The 18523-nt window shown below is 70.6% G+C and carries 17 protein-coding genes and 2 tRNA genes; 8 read left to right on the forward strand and 11 right to left on the reverse strand.

The window, feature by feature from the left end:
- Positions 1–6: 6 nt before the first annotated feature.
- Genes EMA09_RS14420 through EMA09_RS14430 form a run of 3 tightly spaced genes read left to right on the forward strand, consistent with a single transcriptional unit; the run spans position 7 to position 2718 of the window.
- Positions 7–663, forward strand: coding sequence for an aminodeoxychorismate/anthranilate synthase component II (locus EMA09_RS14420; RefSeq protein WP_129841442.1), 657 nt, complete (start codon positions 7–9; stop codon positions 661–663).
- Positions 660–1799: a class E sortase gene (locus EMA09_RS14425; protein WP_240796396.1), complete on the forward strand. Its 1140-nt coding sequence runs from the start codon at positions 660–662 to the stop codon at positions 1797–1799. The genes EMA09_RS14420 and EMA09_RS14425 overlap by 4 nt, the downstream gene beginning before the upstream one ends.
- The gene (locus tag EMA09_RS14430; RefSeq protein WP_129841443.1) at positions 1783–2718 is read left to right on the forward strand and encodes a class E sortase; all 936 of its coding nucleotides are present in this window, start codon (positions 1783–1785) and stop codon (positions 2716–2718) included. The genes EMA09_RS14425 and EMA09_RS14430 overlap by 17 nt, the downstream gene beginning before the upstream one ends.
- A gap of 11 nt (positions 2719–2729) precedes the next feature.
- Here the strand turns inward: EMA09_RS14430 and EMA09_RS14435 are convergent.
- Positions 2730–2802: transfer RNA gene (locus EMA09_RS14435), tRNA-Ala, on the reverse strand.
- Positions 2803–2961: 159 nt separating this feature from the next.
- On the opposite strand from EMA09_RS14435, the gene EMA09_RS14440 reads away from it, so the two are divergent.
- On the forward strand, positions 2962–3522 hold the full coding sequence (locus EMA09_RS14440) for a DNA-binding protein (RefSeq protein WP_129841444.1): 561 nt from the start codon (positions 2962–2964) through the stop codon (positions 3520–3522).
- A gap of 200 nt (positions 3523–3722) precedes the next feature.
- Here the strand turns inward: EMA09_RS14440 and EMA09_RS28980 are convergent, their stop codons facing one another.
- The 10 genes from EMA09_RS28980 to dnaA form a co-directional block, all read right to left on the reverse strand.
- Positions 3723–3860, reverse strand: coding sequence for a DLW-39 family protein (locus tag EMA09_RS28980; RefSeq protein ID WP_223290877.1), 138 nt, complete (start codon positions 3858–3860; stop codon positions 3723–3725).
- 128 nt (positions 3861–3988) lie between these two features.
- Positions 3989–4062, reverse strand: a tRNA-Ile gene (locus EMA09_RS14450).
- Positions 4063–4158: 96 nt separating this feature from the next.
- Complete coding sequence (locus EMA09_RS14455) at positions 4159–4707, reverse strand: DUF3566 domain-containing protein (protein WP_129841446.1); 549 nt, start codon at positions 4705–4707, stop codon at positions 4159–4161.
- Between the two features lie 168 nt (positions 4708–4875).
- Positions 4876–7485, reverse strand: a complete 2610-nt coding sequence (gene gyrA / locus EMA09_RS14460) for a DNA gyrase subunit A (protein WP_129841447.1) — start codon at positions 7483–7485, stop codon at positions 4876–4878.
- Between the two features lie 48 nt (positions 7486–7533).
- A complete protein-coding gene (gyrB, locus tag EMA09_RS14465) occupies positions 7534–9588 on the reverse strand; it encodes a DNA topoisomerase (ATP-hydrolyzing) subunit B (RefSeq protein WP_129841448.1) in 2055 nt (684 codons plus the stop codon).
- Between the two features lie 262 nt (positions 9589–9850).
- On the reverse strand, positions 9851–10348 hold the full coding sequence (locus EMA09_RS14470) for a DUF721 domain-containing protein (protein WP_240796667.1): 498 nt from the start codon (positions 10346–10348) through the stop codon (positions 9851–9853).
- 61 nt (positions 10349–10409) lie between these two features.
- Positions 10410–11540, reverse strand: coding sequence for a DNA replication/repair protein RecF (gene recF / locus EMA09_RS14475; RefSeq protein ID WP_129841450.1), 1131 nt, complete (start codon positions 11538–11540; stop codon positions 10410–10412).
- Between the two features lie 7 nt (positions 11541–11547).
- On the reverse strand, positions 11548–12426 hold the full coding sequence (gene gnd / locus EMA09_RS14480; protein WP_129841451.1) for a phosphogluconate dehydrogenase (NAD(+)-dependent, decarboxylating): 879 nt from the start codon (positions 12424–12426) through the stop codon (positions 11548–11550).
- 126 nt (positions 12427–12552) lie between these two features.
- Positions 12553–13683, reverse strand: coding sequence for a DNA polymerase III subunit beta (gene dnaN / locus EMA09_RS14485; protein ID WP_129844043.1), 1131 nt, complete (start codon positions 13681–13683; stop codon positions 12553–12555).
- An 849-nt stretch (positions 13684–14532) separates the two neighbouring features.
- Positions 14533–16161, reverse strand: coding sequence for a chromosomal replication initiator protein DnaA (gene dnaA / locus EMA09_RS14490; RefSeq protein WP_129841452.1), 1629 nt, complete (start codon positions 16159–16161; stop codon positions 14533–14535).
- Positions 16162–16544: 383 nt separating this feature from the next.
- Here dnaA and rpmH point away from each other — a divergent pair, with 383 nt between their 5' ends.
- From rpmH to yidC, 4 genes are read left to right on the forward strand one after another with little or no spacing between them, the layout of a single operon-like run.
- The gene (rpmH, locus tag EMA09_RS14495; protein ID WP_016472057.1) at positions 16545–16682 is read left to right on the forward strand and encodes a 50S ribosomal protein L34; all 138 of its coding nucleotides are present in this window, start codon (positions 16545–16547) and stop codon (positions 16680–16682) included.
- A gap of 24 nt (positions 16683–16706) precedes the next feature.
- Positions 16707–17075: a ribonuclease P protein component gene (rnpA, locus tag EMA09_RS14500; RefSeq protein ID WP_129841453.1), complete on the forward strand. Its 369-nt coding sequence runs from the start codon at positions 16707–16709 to the stop codon at positions 17073–17075.
- Positions 17072–17386 carry a membrane protein insertion efficiency factor YidD gene (gene yidD, locus EMA09_RS14505; protein WP_129841454.1) on the forward strand — a complete coding sequence of 105 codons (315 nt, stop codon included), beginning with the start codon at positions 17072–17074 and terminating at the stop codon, positions 17384–17386. Before rnpA ends, yidD begins: the two co-directional genes overlap by 4 nt.
- 12 nt (positions 17387–17398) lie before the next feature.
- Entirely contained in the window at positions 17399–18520 is a 1122-nt protein-coding gene (gene yidC, locus EMA09_RS14510; protein WP_129844044.1) for a membrane protein insertase YidC, read from the forward strand.
- Positions 18521–18523 lie beyond the last annotated feature (3 nt).

An 18523-nucleotide genomic window follows, 5' to 3' on the forward strand; every position in this document is an offset into this window, starting at 1 on the left:
GTCCCCATGAGCACCCGCATCCTCGTCGTGGACAACTACGACAGCTTCGTCTACAACCTCGTCCAGTACCTCCAGCAGCTCGGCGCGGAGTGCGAGGTCCTGCGCAACGACGCCGTCACCCCGGCCCGCGTCGCGGAGGGCCGTTTCGACGGCGTCCTCCTCTCCCCGGGGCCCGGCACCCCCGAACAGGCCGGTGTCTGCATCGACATGGTCCGCCACTGCGCCGGCCACGGCATCCCGGTCTTCGGGGTCTGCCTCGGCATGCAGGCCATGGCGGTCGCGTACGGCGGCGTCGTCGGCCGCGCGCCCGAGCTGCTGCACGGCAAGACCTCCGAGGTCGACCACAGCGGGACCGGGGTCTTCGCCGGGCTGCCGGCCCCGCTGACGGTCACGCGCTACCACTCCCTCGCCGTCGAGGTCGCGACCGTCCCGGCCGGCCTTGAGGTGACGGCCACGACCGCGAGCGGCGTCATCATGGGCCTCCGCCACCGCGAACTGGCCGTCGAGGGAGTCCAGTTCCACCCCGAGTCCGTCCTGACGACCGGCGGTCACCGCATGCTGGCGAACTGGCTCACCGTCTGCGGCGACGAGGAGGCGGTCGCCCGGTCGGCGGGCCTGGCCCCGGTGGTGGGGCGGACCGGCCTCCAGGAGCCGGCGGCGTGACCGACGGCCGTCCGCGGGACGACCCGTACGACGCTCCGCACGGCCATCCCCCGTACATCCCCGGCCCCGCGACTCCGCAAGGCCCCGAGGACGCCGGGGAGGCCACGGAGATCATGGCCGCCGTCCCCGGCGACGACGAGGGCACCGGGTACGGTCCCGGGCTGCCCGGTCCGTTCCCCGAGGACCCGGAGACGGTGGGGCTGCGCCGCCCCGCTGACCTGACCGATCCCGGCCGACCCCCGGGGCCCGGCCGCGCGGAACGCCGCCGCGCCGCCCGGGGGAAGCCGGCGTCACGGCGCCGCGCCCGTCCCGCGGGCGCCGCGCAGACCCCGGCCGCCCCGCCCGCCGACGCCGCCGAGGTGACCGGGGGGCGCGCCGCCCGGCGCAGGGCCGCCAAGGCCGCGGCGAAGGCCGCCCGCCAGACGGGCACCGCGATAAGCAACGTCATCGGGGAGCTGTTCATCACGACCGGTGTCGTGATGCTCCTCTTCGTCGTCTACCAGCTCTGGTGGACGAACTACCGCGCCCAGGCCCACGCCAACACCGAGGCCGACAACCTGACCGAGCAGTGGGACCAGCAGGACACCGGCGGCACGGGCGACGAGGGCGACGAGGAGCCGGAGGACGACCGCGACCCGGGCGTCTTCTCACCGGGCGAGGGCTTCGCCATCCTCTACCTCCCGACGCTCGACATCCGCGTGCCCATCGCGGAGGGCGTGGACAAGGAGGACGTCCTCGACCAGGGCCTCGTGGGGCACTACACCGAGGACGACGGCCTCCCGACCGCCATGCCGTGGGAGGACGAGGGCAACTTCGGCCTGGCCGGCCACCGCAACACGCACGGCGAACCGTTCCGCTACATCAACAACCTCGAGGACGGCGACCCGATCGTCGTCGAGACCGAGGACGCGTTCTACACCTACGAGGTGACGAGCCGTCTGGACTCCACCTCCCCGTCGAACGTCTCCGTCCTCGACCCGCTGCCCGAACAGGGCGGGTTCACCGAACCGGGCCGCTACATCACCCTGACGACCTGCACACCGGAGTTCACCTCGACCTACCGGCTCATCGTGTGGGGGACGTTGACCGATGAGCGTCCCCGCAGCGAAGGGACTCCCGATGCCCTCACCGACTGATCCGCCGGAGGAGCCCGGCGCCGCCTCCGGGGCCGGGCAGTCGCCGCCCCCGGAGGACACCGGGCCGGCCGGGGATCCAGCCGACGGGGAACCCACCGCCGGGCACGGTCCCGAGCCGGAGACCGATGGCGCACCGGGCACCGAGCCCGACACCGACGCGGACGACGATGCGGACGACGAGACCGCGGTGCCCGCCCCCGCGCCGGTGAGTGCGGCCCGGCGCCGGGCCGCCGCGGCCGTCGGCGTCTTCGGCGAACTGCTGATCACCGGCGGCGTCGTGCTCGCCCTCTTCGTCGTCTACTCCCTGTGGTGGACCAACGTCGTCGCCAACCAGGAGGCGAAGCACGACAGCGACGCCGTCCGCGAGCACTGGGCGGCCGGGGCGGACGACGACGGCGAGGACGCCACCGTCCCGCCCGAGTACGACCCCGAGGACGGCATCGGCTTCCTGCACGTCCCGTCCATGAGCGACGACGACATCCTCGTCAAGGAGGGCATCGCCCTCGATGTGCTGAACGGCGGCGTCGCCGGCTACTACGACGAGCCCGTCGAGTCCGCGATGCCGTGGGACGAGGAGGGGAACTTCGCGCTCGCCGCCCACCGGGACGGCCACGGGGCGAAGTTCCACTCCATCGACCACATCGAGGAGGGCGACCCGATCGTCTTCGAGACGCAGAACACCTGGTACATCTACCGGGTGTTCGAGATCCTGCCGGAGACCTCGAAGTACGACACCGGTGTGATCGCCCCCGTCCCGGAGGGCTCGGGCGCCACCGAGGCCGGCCGCTACATCACCCTGACGACCTGCACGCCCGTCTACACGTCGCGGCACCGCTACATCGTCTGGGGCGAGCTGGAGCGCACGGAACCGGTCGACGAGGCCCGCACACCGCCCGCGGAACTGCGGGAGGCGGACTGATCCGGGAAGTGTGGAGCCTAGGAGAGTCGAACTCCTGACATCCGCCATGCAAAGACGGCGCTCTACCAACTGAGCTAAGGCCCCTCGACCACCACCGGAACTCCCCGGCGGCGACCTCGCCCTAGGTTACCCAATCCGGACGCCCGATGCCGACCGGGTATCGCCCCGGGCAAGGGTCCCTCCGTAGGATGACGCGCAGCTTCGCTCACGTGAAGCGATCAGGGGAGAACAGGGGAGACACCGATGGACGCAACACAGCAGGAGTCGACGGACAAGGCCAGAGAGCAGCAGACGACCTGGTACGGGGAGCCACTCGGTACCCTGTTCCGCCGTCTCATCGCCGATCTCGGCCTCAACCAGGCGCGCCTGGCGGTGGTTCTGGGGCTCTCGGCACCGATGTTGTCGCAGCTCATGAGCGGCCAGCGGGCGAAGATCGGCAATCCGGCCGTGGTCCAGCGCGTCCGCGCGCTCCAGGACCTGGCGGGCGAGGTGCGGGCGGGGCGCATCAGCGCGGCGGAGGCGACCGCCGCCATGGACGAGATCCGGCGTACCGCCGGCGGGAACGTCCTCAGCCCCAACTCGACGGCCACCCGCCCGGGTTCGGTGGGCGTTCCGGCGAACCCGTCGAAGCGCGTGGTCCGCGAGATCCAGGCGCTGCTGCGGTCGGTCGCGGACGCTTCGGAGATCCAGAGCGCCTCCCGGCTGCTCGCGGACACCCACCCGGAATTGGCCGAATTCCTCCGGGTCTACGGCATCGCCCGCACCCGTGAGGCCGTCGAGCACTACGAGCACCACCAGGGCTGACAGGCCGCCGGTGCACGACAAGGGGGTCGTGCACCGCGGACGTCAGCCGCCCGCACCCGCCTCTTTCGCACCCGCACACGCGCACACGGGTACGACGACGCCTCCCGCCCCGGGCCGCACAGCGGCGACGGGAAACGGGAGGCGTGTCTGTGTCTTCGGGAAATCGCCTCCGCCTCGACGGGCGGAACGCGCCGGACGGCTCAGGCCCCGGCGGACCCGGACGGCACGGAGTCCGTCGCCTCGGTCCACAGGTCCTGCTCGGCCTTGTCCGCCTGGATCTGGCGGTACACGAGCAGACCGGCCACGGCGGCCAGGGCGACCAGGAGCAGCTTCTTCACCGCGCTACCTCGTCCTTCTTCAAACGTGATCGGATCATCTGGGGCCCGATGATACCCAATCGTGTCCTGCCACAAAGGGTCTGGCCCGGTGGAGGGAGATCCTCCCTCCACCGGGCCAGAACACGCGGTGGGGCTAACAGGACTTGAACCTGTGGCCTCATCCTTATCAGGGATGCGCTCTAACCATCTGAGCTATAGCCCCGCGCGGATGAAGAAAGGCTAGCGCATGCCCGCCTCCGCGCCAAAATCGCACCGGTCCGGACGCCGCCCGGGCCGGGAGCCGGCCGGGCGGCGTGCGTCATTCGTCCTCGGCGAGCGTCACCTCGACACCGCCGACGAAGCCCGCGGACAGGTTGTAGATGAACGCCCCGAGCGTCGCGAGCGCGGTGGCCAGCACCACGTCGATCACGGCGATCACACCGGTGAACAGCAGCACGCGCGACAGGGACAGGAACGCCACCAGGTCGAAGCCGCTGGAGGTGTCCGTCTCGGTGGCCTCGCTGATGGTGTCGCCGATGGTCGTGAAGACGCCCATCGCGTCCATCACCATCCACAGCACCGCCACGGCGATGATCGTGCAGATGCCGAGGGCGATCGACAGCAGGAAGCTGACCTTCATCACCGACCAGGGGTCGGCCTTGGCGACCCGCAGGCGGGCCTTGCGCGTCCTCGGCACCGTACGGGCGCCCGTACGGGCCACCCGCTGGCCGCGGTCGCCCTGCTGGTGGCCCACGGTGGGGCCGCTGCCCGCGGGCGCCTGGTAGGCGCGCGGCGGGTGGTAGTTGTGCTGGTCCTGGCCGGTTCCCTGGCCCTGCCCATAGGGGTCCGCGGGTCTGGCGCTGGTCATCGTGGTCCCCCCACGGTCGGCTTTACGGGATCTGCCCCGGGAACGGGTGCCCCCGGAGCCCTCGCCACGGGCGCCGACGCCCGGCGGTGCGGCCGGTGGCGGGGGGTACGGCGGTGCGCCGTCGCTTCCCGTGCCGCCTGCCGAGGCGCCCGTGGCTTCACTCACGCGTCACTCCTCATGCTCCGCGCCCGGGGCGTCGGTGCCCTCGGGCTGCCCGGGTACCGCCGCGCCGGCCTCGGTGCCGGCGTCGGCGTCCTCCGCCTCGACCTCCTCGGCCTCGCGGCCGGCCTCGGCGTTGCGGGCGATGCCGACGACGGCGTCCCGCTTCCCCAGGTTGATCAGTTGGACGCCCATGGTGTCACGGCCCGTTTCCCTGACCTCGTTGACCCGCGTGCGGATCACCCCACCGCCGAGCGTGATGGCGAGGATCTCGTCGGTCGCCTCCACCACGAGCGCGCCGACCAGCGAGCCACGGTCCTCGACGATCTTGGCCGCCTTGATGCCGAGCCCGCCACGGCCCTGCACCCGGTACTCGTCGACCGGCGTGCGCTTCGCATACCCGCCGTCCGTGGCGGTGAACACGAACGTTCCGGCACGCACCACGTTCATCGAGAGCAGCTCGTCGCCCTCGCGGAAGCTCATGCCCTTCACACCGGACGTGGCCCGGCCCATGGGACGCAGCGTGTCGTCCGTCGCCGTGAACCTGATCGACTGTGCCTTCTTGCTGATCAGGAGCAGATCGTCCTCGGGCGAGACCAGCTCGGCCCCGATCAGTTCGTCGTCCCGGCCGTCGGCCATCTCGCGGAGGTTGATGGCGATGACGCCGCCCGAGCGGGGCGAGTCGTAGTCCTTGAGGGGCGTCTTCTTCACGAGACCCGACTTCGTGGCGAGCACCAGGTACGGCGCGGCCTCGTAGTCGCGCACGGCGAGGATCTCGGCGATGCGCTCGTCCGGCTGGAACGCCAGCAGGTTGGCCACGTGCTGGCCGCGCGCGTCGCGCCCGGCGTCCGGCAGCTCGTACGCCTTGGCCCGGTAGACGCGCCCCTTGTTGGTGAAGAACAGCAGCCAGTGGTGCGTCGTCGAGACGAAGAAGTGGTCGACGATGTCGTCCTCGCGCAGCTTGGTGCCGCGCACGCCCTTCCCGCCGCGCTTCTGCGCCCGGTAGTCGTCCGTCCTGGTGCGCTTGACGTAGCCGCCACGGGTGATCGTGACGACGATGTCCTCCTCGGCGATCAGGTCCTCGATGGACATGTCGCCCTCGAACGGGATCAGCGCGGTGCGCCGGTCCTCACCGAACCGCTCGACGATGGACGCCAGCTCCTCGGAGATGATCTCCCGCTGCCGCTCGGGCGAGGCGAGGATCGCGTTGTACTCGCGGATCCGCTGCTCCAGCTCGTCGTGCTCGGAGATGATCTTCTGCCGCTCCAGCGCGGCCAGGCGGCGGAGCTGCATCTCCAGGATGGCGTTCGCCTGGATTTCGTCGATCGACAGCAGCCCCATCAGGCCCTGGCGCGCCACGTCCACCGTCTGGCTGCCGCGGATGAGGGCGATGACCTCGTCGATGGCATCGAGGGCCGCGAGCAGGCCGCGCAGGATGTGGGCGCGTTCCTCGGCCTTCCGCAGGCGGTAGCGGGTGCGGCGGACGATGACGTCGATCTGGTGCGTCACCCAGTTGCGGATGAACGCGTCGAGCGACAGGGTGCGCGGCACGCCGTCCACGAGGGCCAGCATGTTCGCGCCGAAGTTGGTCTGGAGGTCGGTGTGCTTGTAGAGGTTGTTCAGCACGACCTTGGCGACCGCGTCGCGCCGCAGCACGATGACGAGGCGCTGGCCCGTACGGGACGACGTCTCGTCGCGGACGTCGGCGATGCCGCTGACCCGGCCGTCCTTGACCAGCTCGGCGATCTTCTGCGCGAGGTTGTCCGGGTTGACCTGGTAGGGCAGCTCGGTGACGACGAGGCACTGGCGGCCCTGGATCTCCTCGACCTCCACGACCGCGCGCATCGTGATCGAGCCGCGCCCGGTGCGGTACGCCTCCTCGATGCCGGTGCGTCCGACGATCAGCGCGCCGGTGGGGAAGTCGGGGCCCTTGATGCGCTCGACCAGGGCGTCGAGCAGCTCCTCGGCGGACGCGTCGGGGTGCTCCAGGTACCACTGGGCGCCGGACGCCACCTCGCGCAGGTTGTGCGGCGGGATGTTGGTCGCCATCCCGACCGCGATGCCGGCCGAACCGTTGATCAGGAGGTTCGGGAAGCGGGCGGGCAGGACGGTCGGTTCCTTGTTGCGGCCGTCGTAGTTGTCCTGGAAGTCGACGGTCTCCTCGTCGATCTCCCGGAGCATCTCCATCGCCAGCGGCGCCATGCGGCACTCGGTGTACCGCATGGCGGCGGCCGGGTCGTTGCCGGGCGAGCCGAAGTTGCCGTTGGAGTCGACCAGCGGCATGCGCATGGCCCAGGGCTGGGCGAGCCGGACGAGCGCGTCGTAGATCGACGTGTCGCCGTGCGGGTGGTACGTGCCCATCACGTCGCCGACGACACGGGCGCACTTGTAGTAGCCGCGCTCGGGGCGGTACCCGCCGTCGTACATGGCGTACAGCACGCGCCGGTGCACCGGCTTCAGGCCGTCGCGCACGTCGGGCAGCGCGCGGGAGACGATGACGCTCATGGCGTAGTCGAGGTACGAGCGCTGCATCTCGGTCTCGAGCGTCACCGGCTCGATGCGCAGGGCGCCCTCGTCCCCCGACGCGGGGGTGTCGGTGGGAGGCATGTCCTCGGCCATCGTGTGTGTCCGGTTCCTTTCGGGCTGCTGTGGGACGGGCGGGCGGCGTCAGATGTCCAGGAAGCGGACGTCCTTGGCGTTGCGCTGGATGAAGGAGCGGCGCGCCTCCACGTCCTCGCCCATGAGGATCGAGAACAGGTCGTCGGCCGCCGCGGCGTCGTCCAGCGTCACCAGGCGCAGCACGCGGTGCGCGCGGTCCATGGTGGTGACCCGCAGCTCCTCGGCGTTCATCTCGCCGAGGCCCTTGAACCGCTGGATCGAGTCCTCGCGGATGCGCTTGCCGCGCTCGCGGCCGAGCTGGATGAGGCTGTCCCGCTCCCGGTCGGAGTAGGCGTACTCCCACTCCTCCCGGCCCCACTTGATCTTGTAGAGGGGAGGCTGGGAGAGGTACACGTGCCCGGCCTCCACCAGCGGGCGCATGAAGCGGAAGAGCAGCGTCAGCAGCAGGGTGTTGATGTGCTGGCCGTCGACGTCGGCGTCCGCCATGAGGATGATCTTGTGGTAGCGGAGCTTCGCGATGTCGAAGTCCTCGTGGATACCGGTGCCGAAGGCCGAGATCAGCGCCTGGACCTCGGTGTTCTGCAGGACCCGGTCGATGCGGGCCTTCTCCACGTTCAGGATCTTGCCGCGGATCGGCAGGATGGCCTGGTACTGCGGGTCGCGGCCGGCCTTGGCACTGCCGCCGGCCGAGTCGCCCTCGACGATGAAGATCTCGCACTGGGCCGCGTCGTTCGACTGGCAGTCGCTGAGCTTGCCCGGCAGGGACGCCGTCTCCAGCAGGCCCTTGCGGCGGGTGAGGTCGCGGGCCTTGCGCGCGGCGACGCGGGCGGTGGCCGCCTGGACGCCCTTGCGGATGATGTCGGCGGCCTCGTTCGGGTTGCGGTCGAGCCAGTCGGCGAAGTGCTCGTTGACGATCTTCTGGACGAACGTCTTGGCCTCGGTGTTGCCGAGCTTCGTCTTCGTCTGGCCCTCGAACTGGGGCTCGCCGAGCTTCACCGAGATGATCGCGGTCAGCCCCTCCCGGATGTCCTCACCGGTGAGGTTGTCGTCCTTGTCGCGCAGCAGCTTCTTGTCGCGCGCGTAACGGTTCACGAGGCCCGTCAGCGCCGCGCGGAAGCCCTCCTCGTGGGTGCCGCCCTCGTGGGTGTGGATCGTGTTGGCGAAGCTGTAGACGCCCTCGCTGTACTGGGTGTTCCACTGCATCGCGACGTCGAGGGAGATCTTGCGCTCCGGGTCCTCGGCGGCGATCTCGATCACGGAGGGGTGGATCACCTCGCCCTTGCGGGAGTTGAGGTGGCGGACGAAGTCGGCGATGCCGCCCTCGTAGTGGTAGGTGACGGTGCGCGGCTTGTCGTGGCCGTCGCCGTCGGCCGAGTCGGCGCCGGCGGTCTGCCTGGCCGCCTCGCGCTCGTCGGTGAGGGTGATCGTGAGCCCGCGGTTCAGGAACGCCATCTCCTGGAAGCGGCGGGAGAGGGTCTCGAACGAGTAGTCGGTCGTCTCGAAGATGTCGCCGTCCGCCCAGAACGTGACCGTGGTGCCGGTCTCGTCGGTCTCCTCGTTGCGGCGCAGGGGGGCGGTGGGGACACCCCGCTCGTACTCCTGGGTCCAGCGGTAACCGTCAGTGCGGACCTCGACGGCGACCCGGGTGGACAGCGCGTTCACCACGGAGACGCCGACGCCGTGCAGGCCGCCGGAGACCGCGTACCCGCCGCCGCCGAACTTGCCGCCCGCGTGCAGGACCGTGAGCACGACCTCGACGGCCGGCTTGCCCTCGGACGGCACCATGCCCACGGGGATGCCGCGGCCGTTGTCCACGACGCGGACGCCGCCGTCCGCGAGCACGGTGACATCGATCAGGTCGGCGTGGCCCGCGAGTGCCTCGTCCACCGAGTTGTCCACGACTTCGTAGACGAGGTGGTGCAGGCCGCGCTCGCCGGTCGAACCGATGTACATGCCCGGCCGCATGCGGACCGCGTCCAGGCCCTCCAGGACCGTGATCGCACTGGCGTCGTAGGAGGAGCCGTCCGCGGGGTCGGCCGGGGACGGAGTGGGGTTGTTGGCATCGCCGGAATCGGCCACGAAGCGCCCTTTCTGGCACAGCACGAGCCAACTCCGGCAAACAGGAGCGGCTGCGTCGTTCGACATGGTCCGCAACGGGGCGGGTTACTCCAGTCTACCGGTAGCGCAAACCATAGTGGCTGTTTCCCGGCCTCTCAGTCCGCATGTGCCGCCCTCAACCGCCCTCCGGTGACTCCCCATATTCGGGGCCGGTCCCGAATCCGCTCACGGCCGTACTCAGCGCTTCGACCTGTCAACGTCCCGCGAACGTGACCGGCATCACTTCCGCACCCCTGATCGACCTCCGTCACCCGTAGGTGTCACCGGGGCCGCGGCTGCCCGGAGCACGCAGTCTGCCGGGGCCGCGCCCCGGTCCCGAAGGCCCCAGGACCCTGATCAGCCGGACCGTCCCCGGCCCGAGGTCGGCGTTCAGGCGGCGCAGGAGTTCCGGGGCGAGGAGCCGCAGCTGCGTCGCCCAGGCCGTGGAGTCGCAGCGGACGGTGAGAACGCGCGCCTCCTCGTCGTACCCCTCGGGCGCGCAGTGCTGCGCCACCTCGGGACCCACCAGGTCCGGCCAGCGGCCCACCACACCGCCCACGGCCAGCGGCATCTCCCAGCCCCGCTCCACGGTCAGCCGCTCGATGGCCGCGCCCAGCGGGAGCGGATCGCGCCCGCCGGCGCGTGCGCCGGAGCGCAGGCCGCCGCCACGCCGCGCCTGCCGGCGCTGCTGGGTCATGGCACCCCGGGCGCGCGCCTGCTCACGGGCGGCGCGCAGCGCCACGCGCGCCAGGTCGACGCCGGACAGCCGGGGCTCGCCGGGCTCCGCCCCGCCTCCCGCACCCGCACCGGCGCCGTCACCCGTGGTCTCAGACACGGTCCACCCGCCCCTCCGCGACCGCGTACCGGCTCCCGGTGAGCCCGGCCGGCACGTCCTCCGGCACCGCGGCCGTCACCAGGACCTGCTCGCCGGGCGCGACCAGCTCGGCCAGCCGCTCCCGCCGCCTGCCGTCCAGCTCGGCGAACACGTCGTCCAGCACGAGCACCGGCTCGGGCCCCTCCTCCCGCAGCAGCCCGAAGGCCGCGAGCCGCAGCGCCAGCGCGAACGACCAGGACTCGCCATGGCTCGCGTATCCCTTGGCCGGGAGGTCGCCGAGCCGCAGTACGAGGTCGTCCCGGTGCGGGCCGGCCAGGGTGACACCGCGCTCGATCTCCTGCGCGCGTGCCTCGCCGAGCGCGCCGAGCAGCGCGGCGTACAGCTCATCCCGGGACGCCCCCTCCTCGACCGCCTCCCCGGCGGAGGAACGGTACGCCAGCCCGGCAGGCCCGCCGCCGGGCGCCAGTTCCTCGTACGCCTTGTCGGTGAGGGGCCGCAGGGCGGCGACGAGCGCGAGCCGCTGGGCGAGCAGCTCGGCGCCGGACCGGGCGAGGTGCTGGTCCCAGATGTCGAGGGTCGTCAGATCGGCGCCGCGGCCGCCGTGGCGGCGGGCCATCGCCGCCGACTTCAGCAGGGTGTTGCGCTGCTTGAGGACCCGGTCGTAGTCGGCCCGGACGCCCGCGAGGCGCGGCGCGCGGGCTGTCACCAGCTCGTCGAGGAACCGCCTGCGCTCCCCCGGGTCCCCCTTCACCAGGTGCAGGTCCTCCGGGGCGAACAGCACGGTGCGGACCACGCCCAGCACATCGCGGGGACGCACCTGCGCGGACCGGTTGAGCCGTGCGCGGTTGGCCCGGCCGGGATTGATCTCCAGCTCGACCAGCTGCTGCCTGCCGCCCTCCGTGACCGAGGCCCTGACGACGGCGCGCTCCGCGCCCATCCGGACCAGCGGCGCGTCCGAGGCCACCCGGTGGCTGCCGAGCGTCGCGAGATAGCCGACGGCCTCCACCAGGTTCGTCTTGCCCTGGCCGTTGGGGCCGATGAACGACGAAACCCCCGGGCCGAGTTCCACCTCGGCCCGGGGATAGGACCTGAAGTCCGCCAGCGACAGGTGCGTCACATGCACGGCGGGACTACTTCGAGCTCTCCACCGCGTGCCCGCCGAACTGGTTGCGCAGCGCGGCGATCATCTTCATCTGCGGCGAGTCGTCCTGCCGCGAGGAGAACCGCGCGAACAGGGACGCGGTGATGGTGGGCAGGGGCACCGCGTTGTCGATGGCGGCCTCGACGGTCCAGCGGCCCTCGCCGGAGTCGGCCGCGTACCCGCGCAGGGACTCCAGGTGCTCGTCCTCCTCCAGGGCGCGGGCCGCGAGGTCGAGCAGCCAGGAGCGGATGACGGTGCCCTCGCGCCAGGACTTGAAGACCTCGCGGACGTCCGTGACCTCGTCCGCGGCCTCCAGCAGCTCCCAGCCCTCGGCGAAGGCCTGCATCATGGCGTACTCGATGCCGTTGTGGACCATCTTGGCGAAGTGGCCGGCGCCGACCTTGCCGGCGTGCACGGAGCCGAACTCGCCCGGGGGCTTCAAGGCGTCGAAGATCGGCTGGACGCGGGCGACGTGCTCCGCGTCACCGCCGTACATGAGGGCGTAGCCGTTCTGCAGGCCCCAGACACCGCCGGAGACGCCGCAGTCCACGAACCCGATGCCCTTGGCGGCGAGCTGCTCGGCGTGCTTGGCATCGTCGGTCCACCGCGAGTTGCCGCCGTCGACGACGACGTCGCCGGGCGACAGCAGCTCGGACAGTTCGTCGACCGTGGACTGCGTCGCGGCACCGGCCGGGACCATCAGCCACACCACCCGCGGAGCGGCGAGCGCGTCCACCAGTTCCCGCAGGCTGTGGACATCGGCGACATCCGCCTCATGGGCGTATCCCACCACGGTGTGGCCGGCCTGGCGGATGCGCTCGCGCATGTTCCCGCCCATCTTGCCGAGACCGACGAGACCGAGCTCCATCAGGACTCCTTCGTGACGTTGCGAAACTGAGCCCGAGCCTACTTCGCACGCCCGGCGCACACCTGTCCGGCCAGGCCGCTCACCTGCTCGGTGCCCGGCGGCCGCCAGGACCGGGCGGCCGACTGCTCAGCCGCTCAGCCGCACCGGCATGATCAGGTACTTGTACGACTCGTCGGCCTCGGCGTCCACCGCCGGCCGCCCGCTGAGCAGCGCGGGCTTCGTGGAGGTGGTGAAGGAGAGCTGGGCCACGGGTGCGTCGATCGCGCTGAGCCCCTCCAGGAGGAAGGCGGGGTTGAAGGCGATCGAGATGTCGTCGCCCTCGAGCTGGGCGTCCACCCGCTCCACAGCCTGTGCATCGTCGCTCGACCCGGCCTCCAGGGTGAGCACCCCCTGCTCGAACCCGAGACGGACCGGGGTGTTGCGCTCGGCGACGAGGGCCACGCGCTTCACGGCCTCGACGAACGGCGCGGTCTCGATGACGGCGACCGAGTTGAACTCGGTGGGGAAGAGCGTCCGGTACTTCGGGAGGTCGCCCTCGAGCAGCCGGGTCGTGGTGCGGCGGCCCGCGCCCTCGAACCCGATCAGGCCCTCGCCCGCCCCCGCGCCCGCGAGGGCCAGGGAGACCGTCTCGCCGCCGCTGAGGGACTTCGCGGTGTCCAGGAGCGTCTTGGCGGGCACGAGCGCCACGGCGGAGATGTCGGCCGTCTCCGGCTTCCACAGGAACTCGCGGACCGCGAACCGGTACCGGTCGGTGGACGCCAGCGTGACCCGGTCGCCCTCGATCTCGATCCGCACACCGGTCAGGACCGGCAGGGTGTCGTCGCGGCCGGCGGCGATGGCGACCTGGGAGACCGCGGACGCGAACACGTCGCCCGGGACGGTGCCGGTCGCGGTGGGCATCTGCGGCAGCGCCGGGTACTCCTCGACCGGGAGGGTGTGGAGGGTGAAGCGCGACGTGCCGCAGACGACGGTCACGCGCACCCCGTCCGACGAGATCTCCACCGGCCGGTTCGGCAGGGCGCGGCAGATGTCGGCGAGGAGGCGGCCGGAGACCAGGACCGTGCCCTCGTCCTCGACGTCGACCTCGACCGAGACCCGCGCCGACACCTCGTAGTCGAAGCCGGAGAGGCTCAGGACGCCGTCGCCCGCCTTCAGCAGCAGGCCCGCGAGCACCGGTACCGGAGGCCGGGCCGGCAGGCTGCGGGCGGCCCATGCCACCGCCTCCGCGAGCACATCGCGTTCCACCCGGATCTTCACTTCGGCAGCCTCCCGCTCTCGCTGGCTCGTCGCCTGCTGGCTCTCGTTCGAGGCTCCAGTCTGGCGCACCCCACTGACACTAGGCGCTTCGGTGAGTCAAATCGATGCGAGGTGGGTAGACCGGCTCCGGGCCGAGTTGTGCACAGCCCCCGCTTTCAAACGATCCGGCCGACTTATATCCGTAGTGGTAGTAGTAGGGCCTGTGGAAACCGTGGATAACCGCGTTTCCCCAGCTCAAGCCCCGTTTTTTGTCCACAGCGCCTGTGGGTGGACCAGTGGATGAACAGGGGCCTCCTGTGGATGACGCCCGGCCGTCCACAGGGCGTCCACAGGAGCGGCCGGTTTGCCCACAGCTTCGTCCCCAGATCCGGGGCGGTTCTCAACAGGCTCCGGCGGGCCGTCCTGTGATCTGATTCACTCTCCCCGGTGAGGCGGCGCGTTGTGTTGCCGAACAGTGGACAACCCTGTGGATTACCTGTGCAAAACCCGCCTCGGCCTGTGGGTGAGCGGTGGACAACGCTCCGCGACCGTTGTGGGCGCCTGCTTCGTCCACAGACTGTGGATCATCGTTTCCCACATTTCCACAGCCGCCTGACCAGCGCGAACGATCTTCTTGTCGAGGCCCTGTGGATACGGCTGCGGACAACTCCGGCCGCACACAGGGTGTGGACGGGCGCGGATCGCTCTTCCTGTGGACAACTGGCCTGCCTGGATCACAAATCGAACGGCGCCTCCGGGACTCCGGGGGCGCCGTGGACGGTCGACGGACGGCTGCGGGCACACAAACGTGGGCACACGGACGCGGCCGGGCACCGTCGTGCGGGTGCCCGGCCGGCTCGCGGGCCGCGCTCAGCCGTTCTTGATGCGGTTGGTCAGCTCGGTGACCTGGTTGTAGATGGACCGCCGCTCGGCCATGAGGGCGCGGATCTTGCGGTCCGCGTGCATGACGGTCGTGTGGTCCCGGCCGCCGAAGTGCTGGCCGATCTTGGGCAGCGACAGGTCCGTGAGCTCCCGGCACAGGTACATGGCGATCTGCCGTGCCGTGACGAGGATGCGGCTGCGCGACGAGCCCGCCAGGTCCTCCACCGTCAGACCGAAGTAGTCGGCGACGGCCGAGGAGATCGCGTCCGCCGTGATCTCCGGCGTCGCGTGCTCCCCGCCGGGGATGAGGTCCTTGAGGACGATCTCGGTCAGGCCCAGGTCGACGGGTTGCCGGTTCAGGCTGGCGAAGGCCGTGACGCGGATCAGCGCGCCCTCCAGCTCGCGGATGTTCCGCGAGATCCGGGACGCGATGAACTCCAGCACCTCGGGCGGCGCGTTCAACTGCTCCTGCACCGCCTTCTTCCGCAGGATCGCGATGCGCGTCTCCAGCTCCGGCGGCTGGACATCGGTGATCAGGCCCCACTCGAAGCGGTTCCTGAGCCGGTCCTCGAGGGTGATCAGCTGCTTGGGCGGCCGGTCCGAGGACAGCACGATCTGCTTGTTGGCGTTGTGCAGGGTGTTGAAGGTGTGGAAGAACTCCTCCTGCGTCGACTCCTTGCTGGCCAGGAACTGGATGTCGTCCACCAGCAGGATGTCCATGTCGCGGTAGCGCTTGCGGAACGCGTCCGCCTTGCCGTCGCGGATCGAGTTGATGAACTCGTTGGTGAACTCCTCGGAGCTCACGTACCGCACGCGGGTGCCCGGGTAGAGGCTGCGGGCGTAGTGCCCGATCGCGTGCAGCAGGTGCGTCTTGCCGAGGCCGGACTCCCCGTAGATGAAGAGGGGGTTGTAGGCCTTCGCCGGCGCCTCGGCGACCGCCACGGCCGCCGCGTGCGCGAACCGGTTGGACGCGCCGATGACGAACGTGTCGAAGAGGTACTTCGGGTTCAGCCGCGCGGTCGGCTCGGCGGGACCGCCCGGCGAGCCCCCGGGCGGCGGAGCGGGCGAGCCGACCGCGCCGCCACCTCCGTACTGGTGCTCGTACGGTTCGGAACGGCCGTAGGACGCGTACTCGGGGGCCGGGGGCGCGGTGTGCGCCTGCTGCCACCCGCCGCCGGGGCGCGGTGCCTGCGGATGGTCCGGATACGCGGGGCGCACCACCGGCTCACCGCGGTAGCCGCCGTCCGCGTACGGATCGTGCTCGGGGGGCGCGTGCGGCGCCGGTACGTCGTGGTGCCCGGGTGCCTCGTGCGCCGGCGGCTCCGGGAGCGGGCGCCGGGGCTCCGGCGGGGGCGCCGTGACGGTGATCGCCAGCCGGATCGGCTGGCCGCACTCGCGGCTGAGCACGTCGCCGAGCAGCGGGGCGAGCCTCCCCTCCAGGACGCTCTTCGCGTACTCGTTCGAGACGCCGAGGAGCGCCGTGCCCGAGACGAGGGCGAGTGGCTGGCAGTCCTGGAGCCACCGGTGATCCTTCGCCTCGAGACGCTGCGGGTCGGACAGCATGGCCGTCAGCGCGCGTGGCCAGACCGCGGCAAGATCTACAGGCAGGTCGGCCACGGGGCACGCTTCCTCACTCGCACGGGTGGCGCTGGCGTTGTCGGGCGCCCGAGGGTTGACTCCGGGGCGGTCGGGAAAAGATTCCGAGTTCAGCCACGTTAGTCAGCGGTCCGGGGGCACATCAAGTCATTGTCCACAGGCTGTGTACAAGTCGGGGCGGTCCGGGTTTGACCTGTGGGACGCGTCGCGCGTACCGTGGCGAGGTCGAGTCGTCGACGGCTGCTGCCGCATGCCTCCGAAGATCTGCCTTCGAAGAGCTGGCCAGCGGCTGACTCGGGCGCAGCGGGTTCCTCGCGGGCGCACGGTGACAGCTGTCGGCGGTCCACGTCCTGTCCCGGCTGCCTACCCGAAGCCGGACACCGAAGATCTTCTGGAGTCCCCGAGTGAGCAAGCGCACTTTCCAGCCGAACAACCGGCGCCGGGCCAAGACCCATGGCTTCCGGCTGCGGATGCGGACGCGTGCCGGCCGCGCCATCATCGCGAACCGCCGCAGCAAGGGCCGCGCCCGGCTGTCGGCCTGACCTGCCCGATCACAGGTCCATGCGGTGCTGCCCTCCGAGAACCGGCTGAGGCGGCGCGAGGACTTCGCGACGGCGATGCGCCGCGGGCGCAGGGCCGGACGCCCGCACCTCGTCGTCCATCTGAGCGGCGGTGACAACCCGCACCCGGCGGAGGAAACCCTTCCTCCGCCGCGTGCGGGTTTCGTCGTGAGCAAGGCCGTGGGCAACGCGGTCGTGCGCAACCTCGTGCAACGGCGTCTGCGTCATCTCCTGCGGGACCGGCTGACGCGGCTTCCCGCCGGTAGCCTGGTCGTCGTGCGGGCACTGCCCGGTGCGGGCGATCTCGCCCATGAGCGCCTCGCCCGGGAGCTCGATGCCGCGCTCGAACGGCTGCTGGGAGGGGTACGGCCATGAAGTACCCACTGCTGCTGCTGATCAAGCTGTACCAGTGGACCATCAGCCCGCTGCTCGGCCCCGTCTGCCGCTACTACCCGTCGTGCTCCCATTACGGATACACGGCCATCGACCGGCACGGTGCGGTGAAGGGGACCGTCCTGGCGGCCTGGCGCATCCTGCGCTGCAACCCCTGGTCGCCCGGGGGAGTCGATCACGTTCCTCCCCGGAAGCGCCCGGTATGGCATCGGCGGCTTCGCGACCGTCTGCGGCACCGGACGCTTTCCCACGCCTCGCCCGGGGGTGCCCCCAACAATGCCCAAGGAGCCTGACCCGTGGACACGATCAACTCGATCCTCAGTCCTCTTTATATCGCTGTCTCATGGATCATCATCCGGTTTCACTCGCTGTACAGCCTGATCTTCGATGAGGACAGCGGCTGGGCCTGGGGCCTGTCGATCGTCTCCCTGGTGGTCCTCGTCCGCATCTGCCTGATCCCGCTCTTCGTGCGGCAGATCAAGGCGACGCGGAACATGCAGGCGCTCCAGCCCCGGATGAAGAAGATCCAGGAGCGCTACAAGAACGACCGGCAGCGTCAGTCCGAAGAGATGATGAAGCTGTACAAGGAGACGGGCACCAACCCGTTGGCGAGCTGCCTGCCGATCCTTGCGCAGTCCCCCTTCTTCATCGCCCTCTTCCAGACGCTCAGCCACATCGCGAACAACCAGAAGGTCGGTGTCCTCACCGATGCCGAGGTCGAGAGCGCGCGCCAGGCGACGGTGTTCGGCGCTCCGATCGCCACCCGGTTCATGGACAGCGCCCACGAGGTGGCCGAGCTGGGCGCCTCCCTGGGCACGGTCCGCACCGTCACGATCATCATGATCATCCTGATGTCGGCGTCGCAGTTCTACACGCAGCGCCAGCTCATGACGAAGAACGTGGACCTCACCGCGAAGACGCCGTTCATGAACCAGCAGAAGCTGCTCATGTACGTCTTCCCGATCATGTTCGCCGTCTTCGGCATCAACTTCCCCGTCGGCGTCCTGATCTACTGGCTCACCACCAACGTCTGGTCCATGGGTCAGCAGCTCTTCGTGATCCAGCGGAACCCCACGCCGGGCAGCCTCGCCTACAAGCAGCGCCAGGAGCGGCTGCAGAAGAAGGGCAAGATCGCCGCGCCGGCGGAGTCCCCGGGGAAGAAGACCGCCGAGGCGGCCCGCAGCGCGCGGACGCAGCCCAAGCGGCAGTCCAAGGCACAGCGCCAGTCCGGCACCGGGCAGCAGCCGCGGTCCCAGGCCGAGTCCTCGGCGACCGACAAGCCCGATGCGGATGTCGAGGAGCCGGAGGCCCAGCCGCAAGCGCAGAGCAACGGCACCGCGCAGAAGAAGCAGCCGGCGGCGAAGAAGCAGCCCGCCCGGAAGCCCTCCCAGGGCAAGAACAAGCCGTCCGCGAAGAGCAAGAAGTAAGAA

It is taken from the genome of Streptomyces sp. RFCAC02, from assembly GCF_004193175.1.
GTDB lineage: Bacteria > Actinomycetota > Actinomycetes > Streptomycetales > Streptomycetaceae > Streptomyces.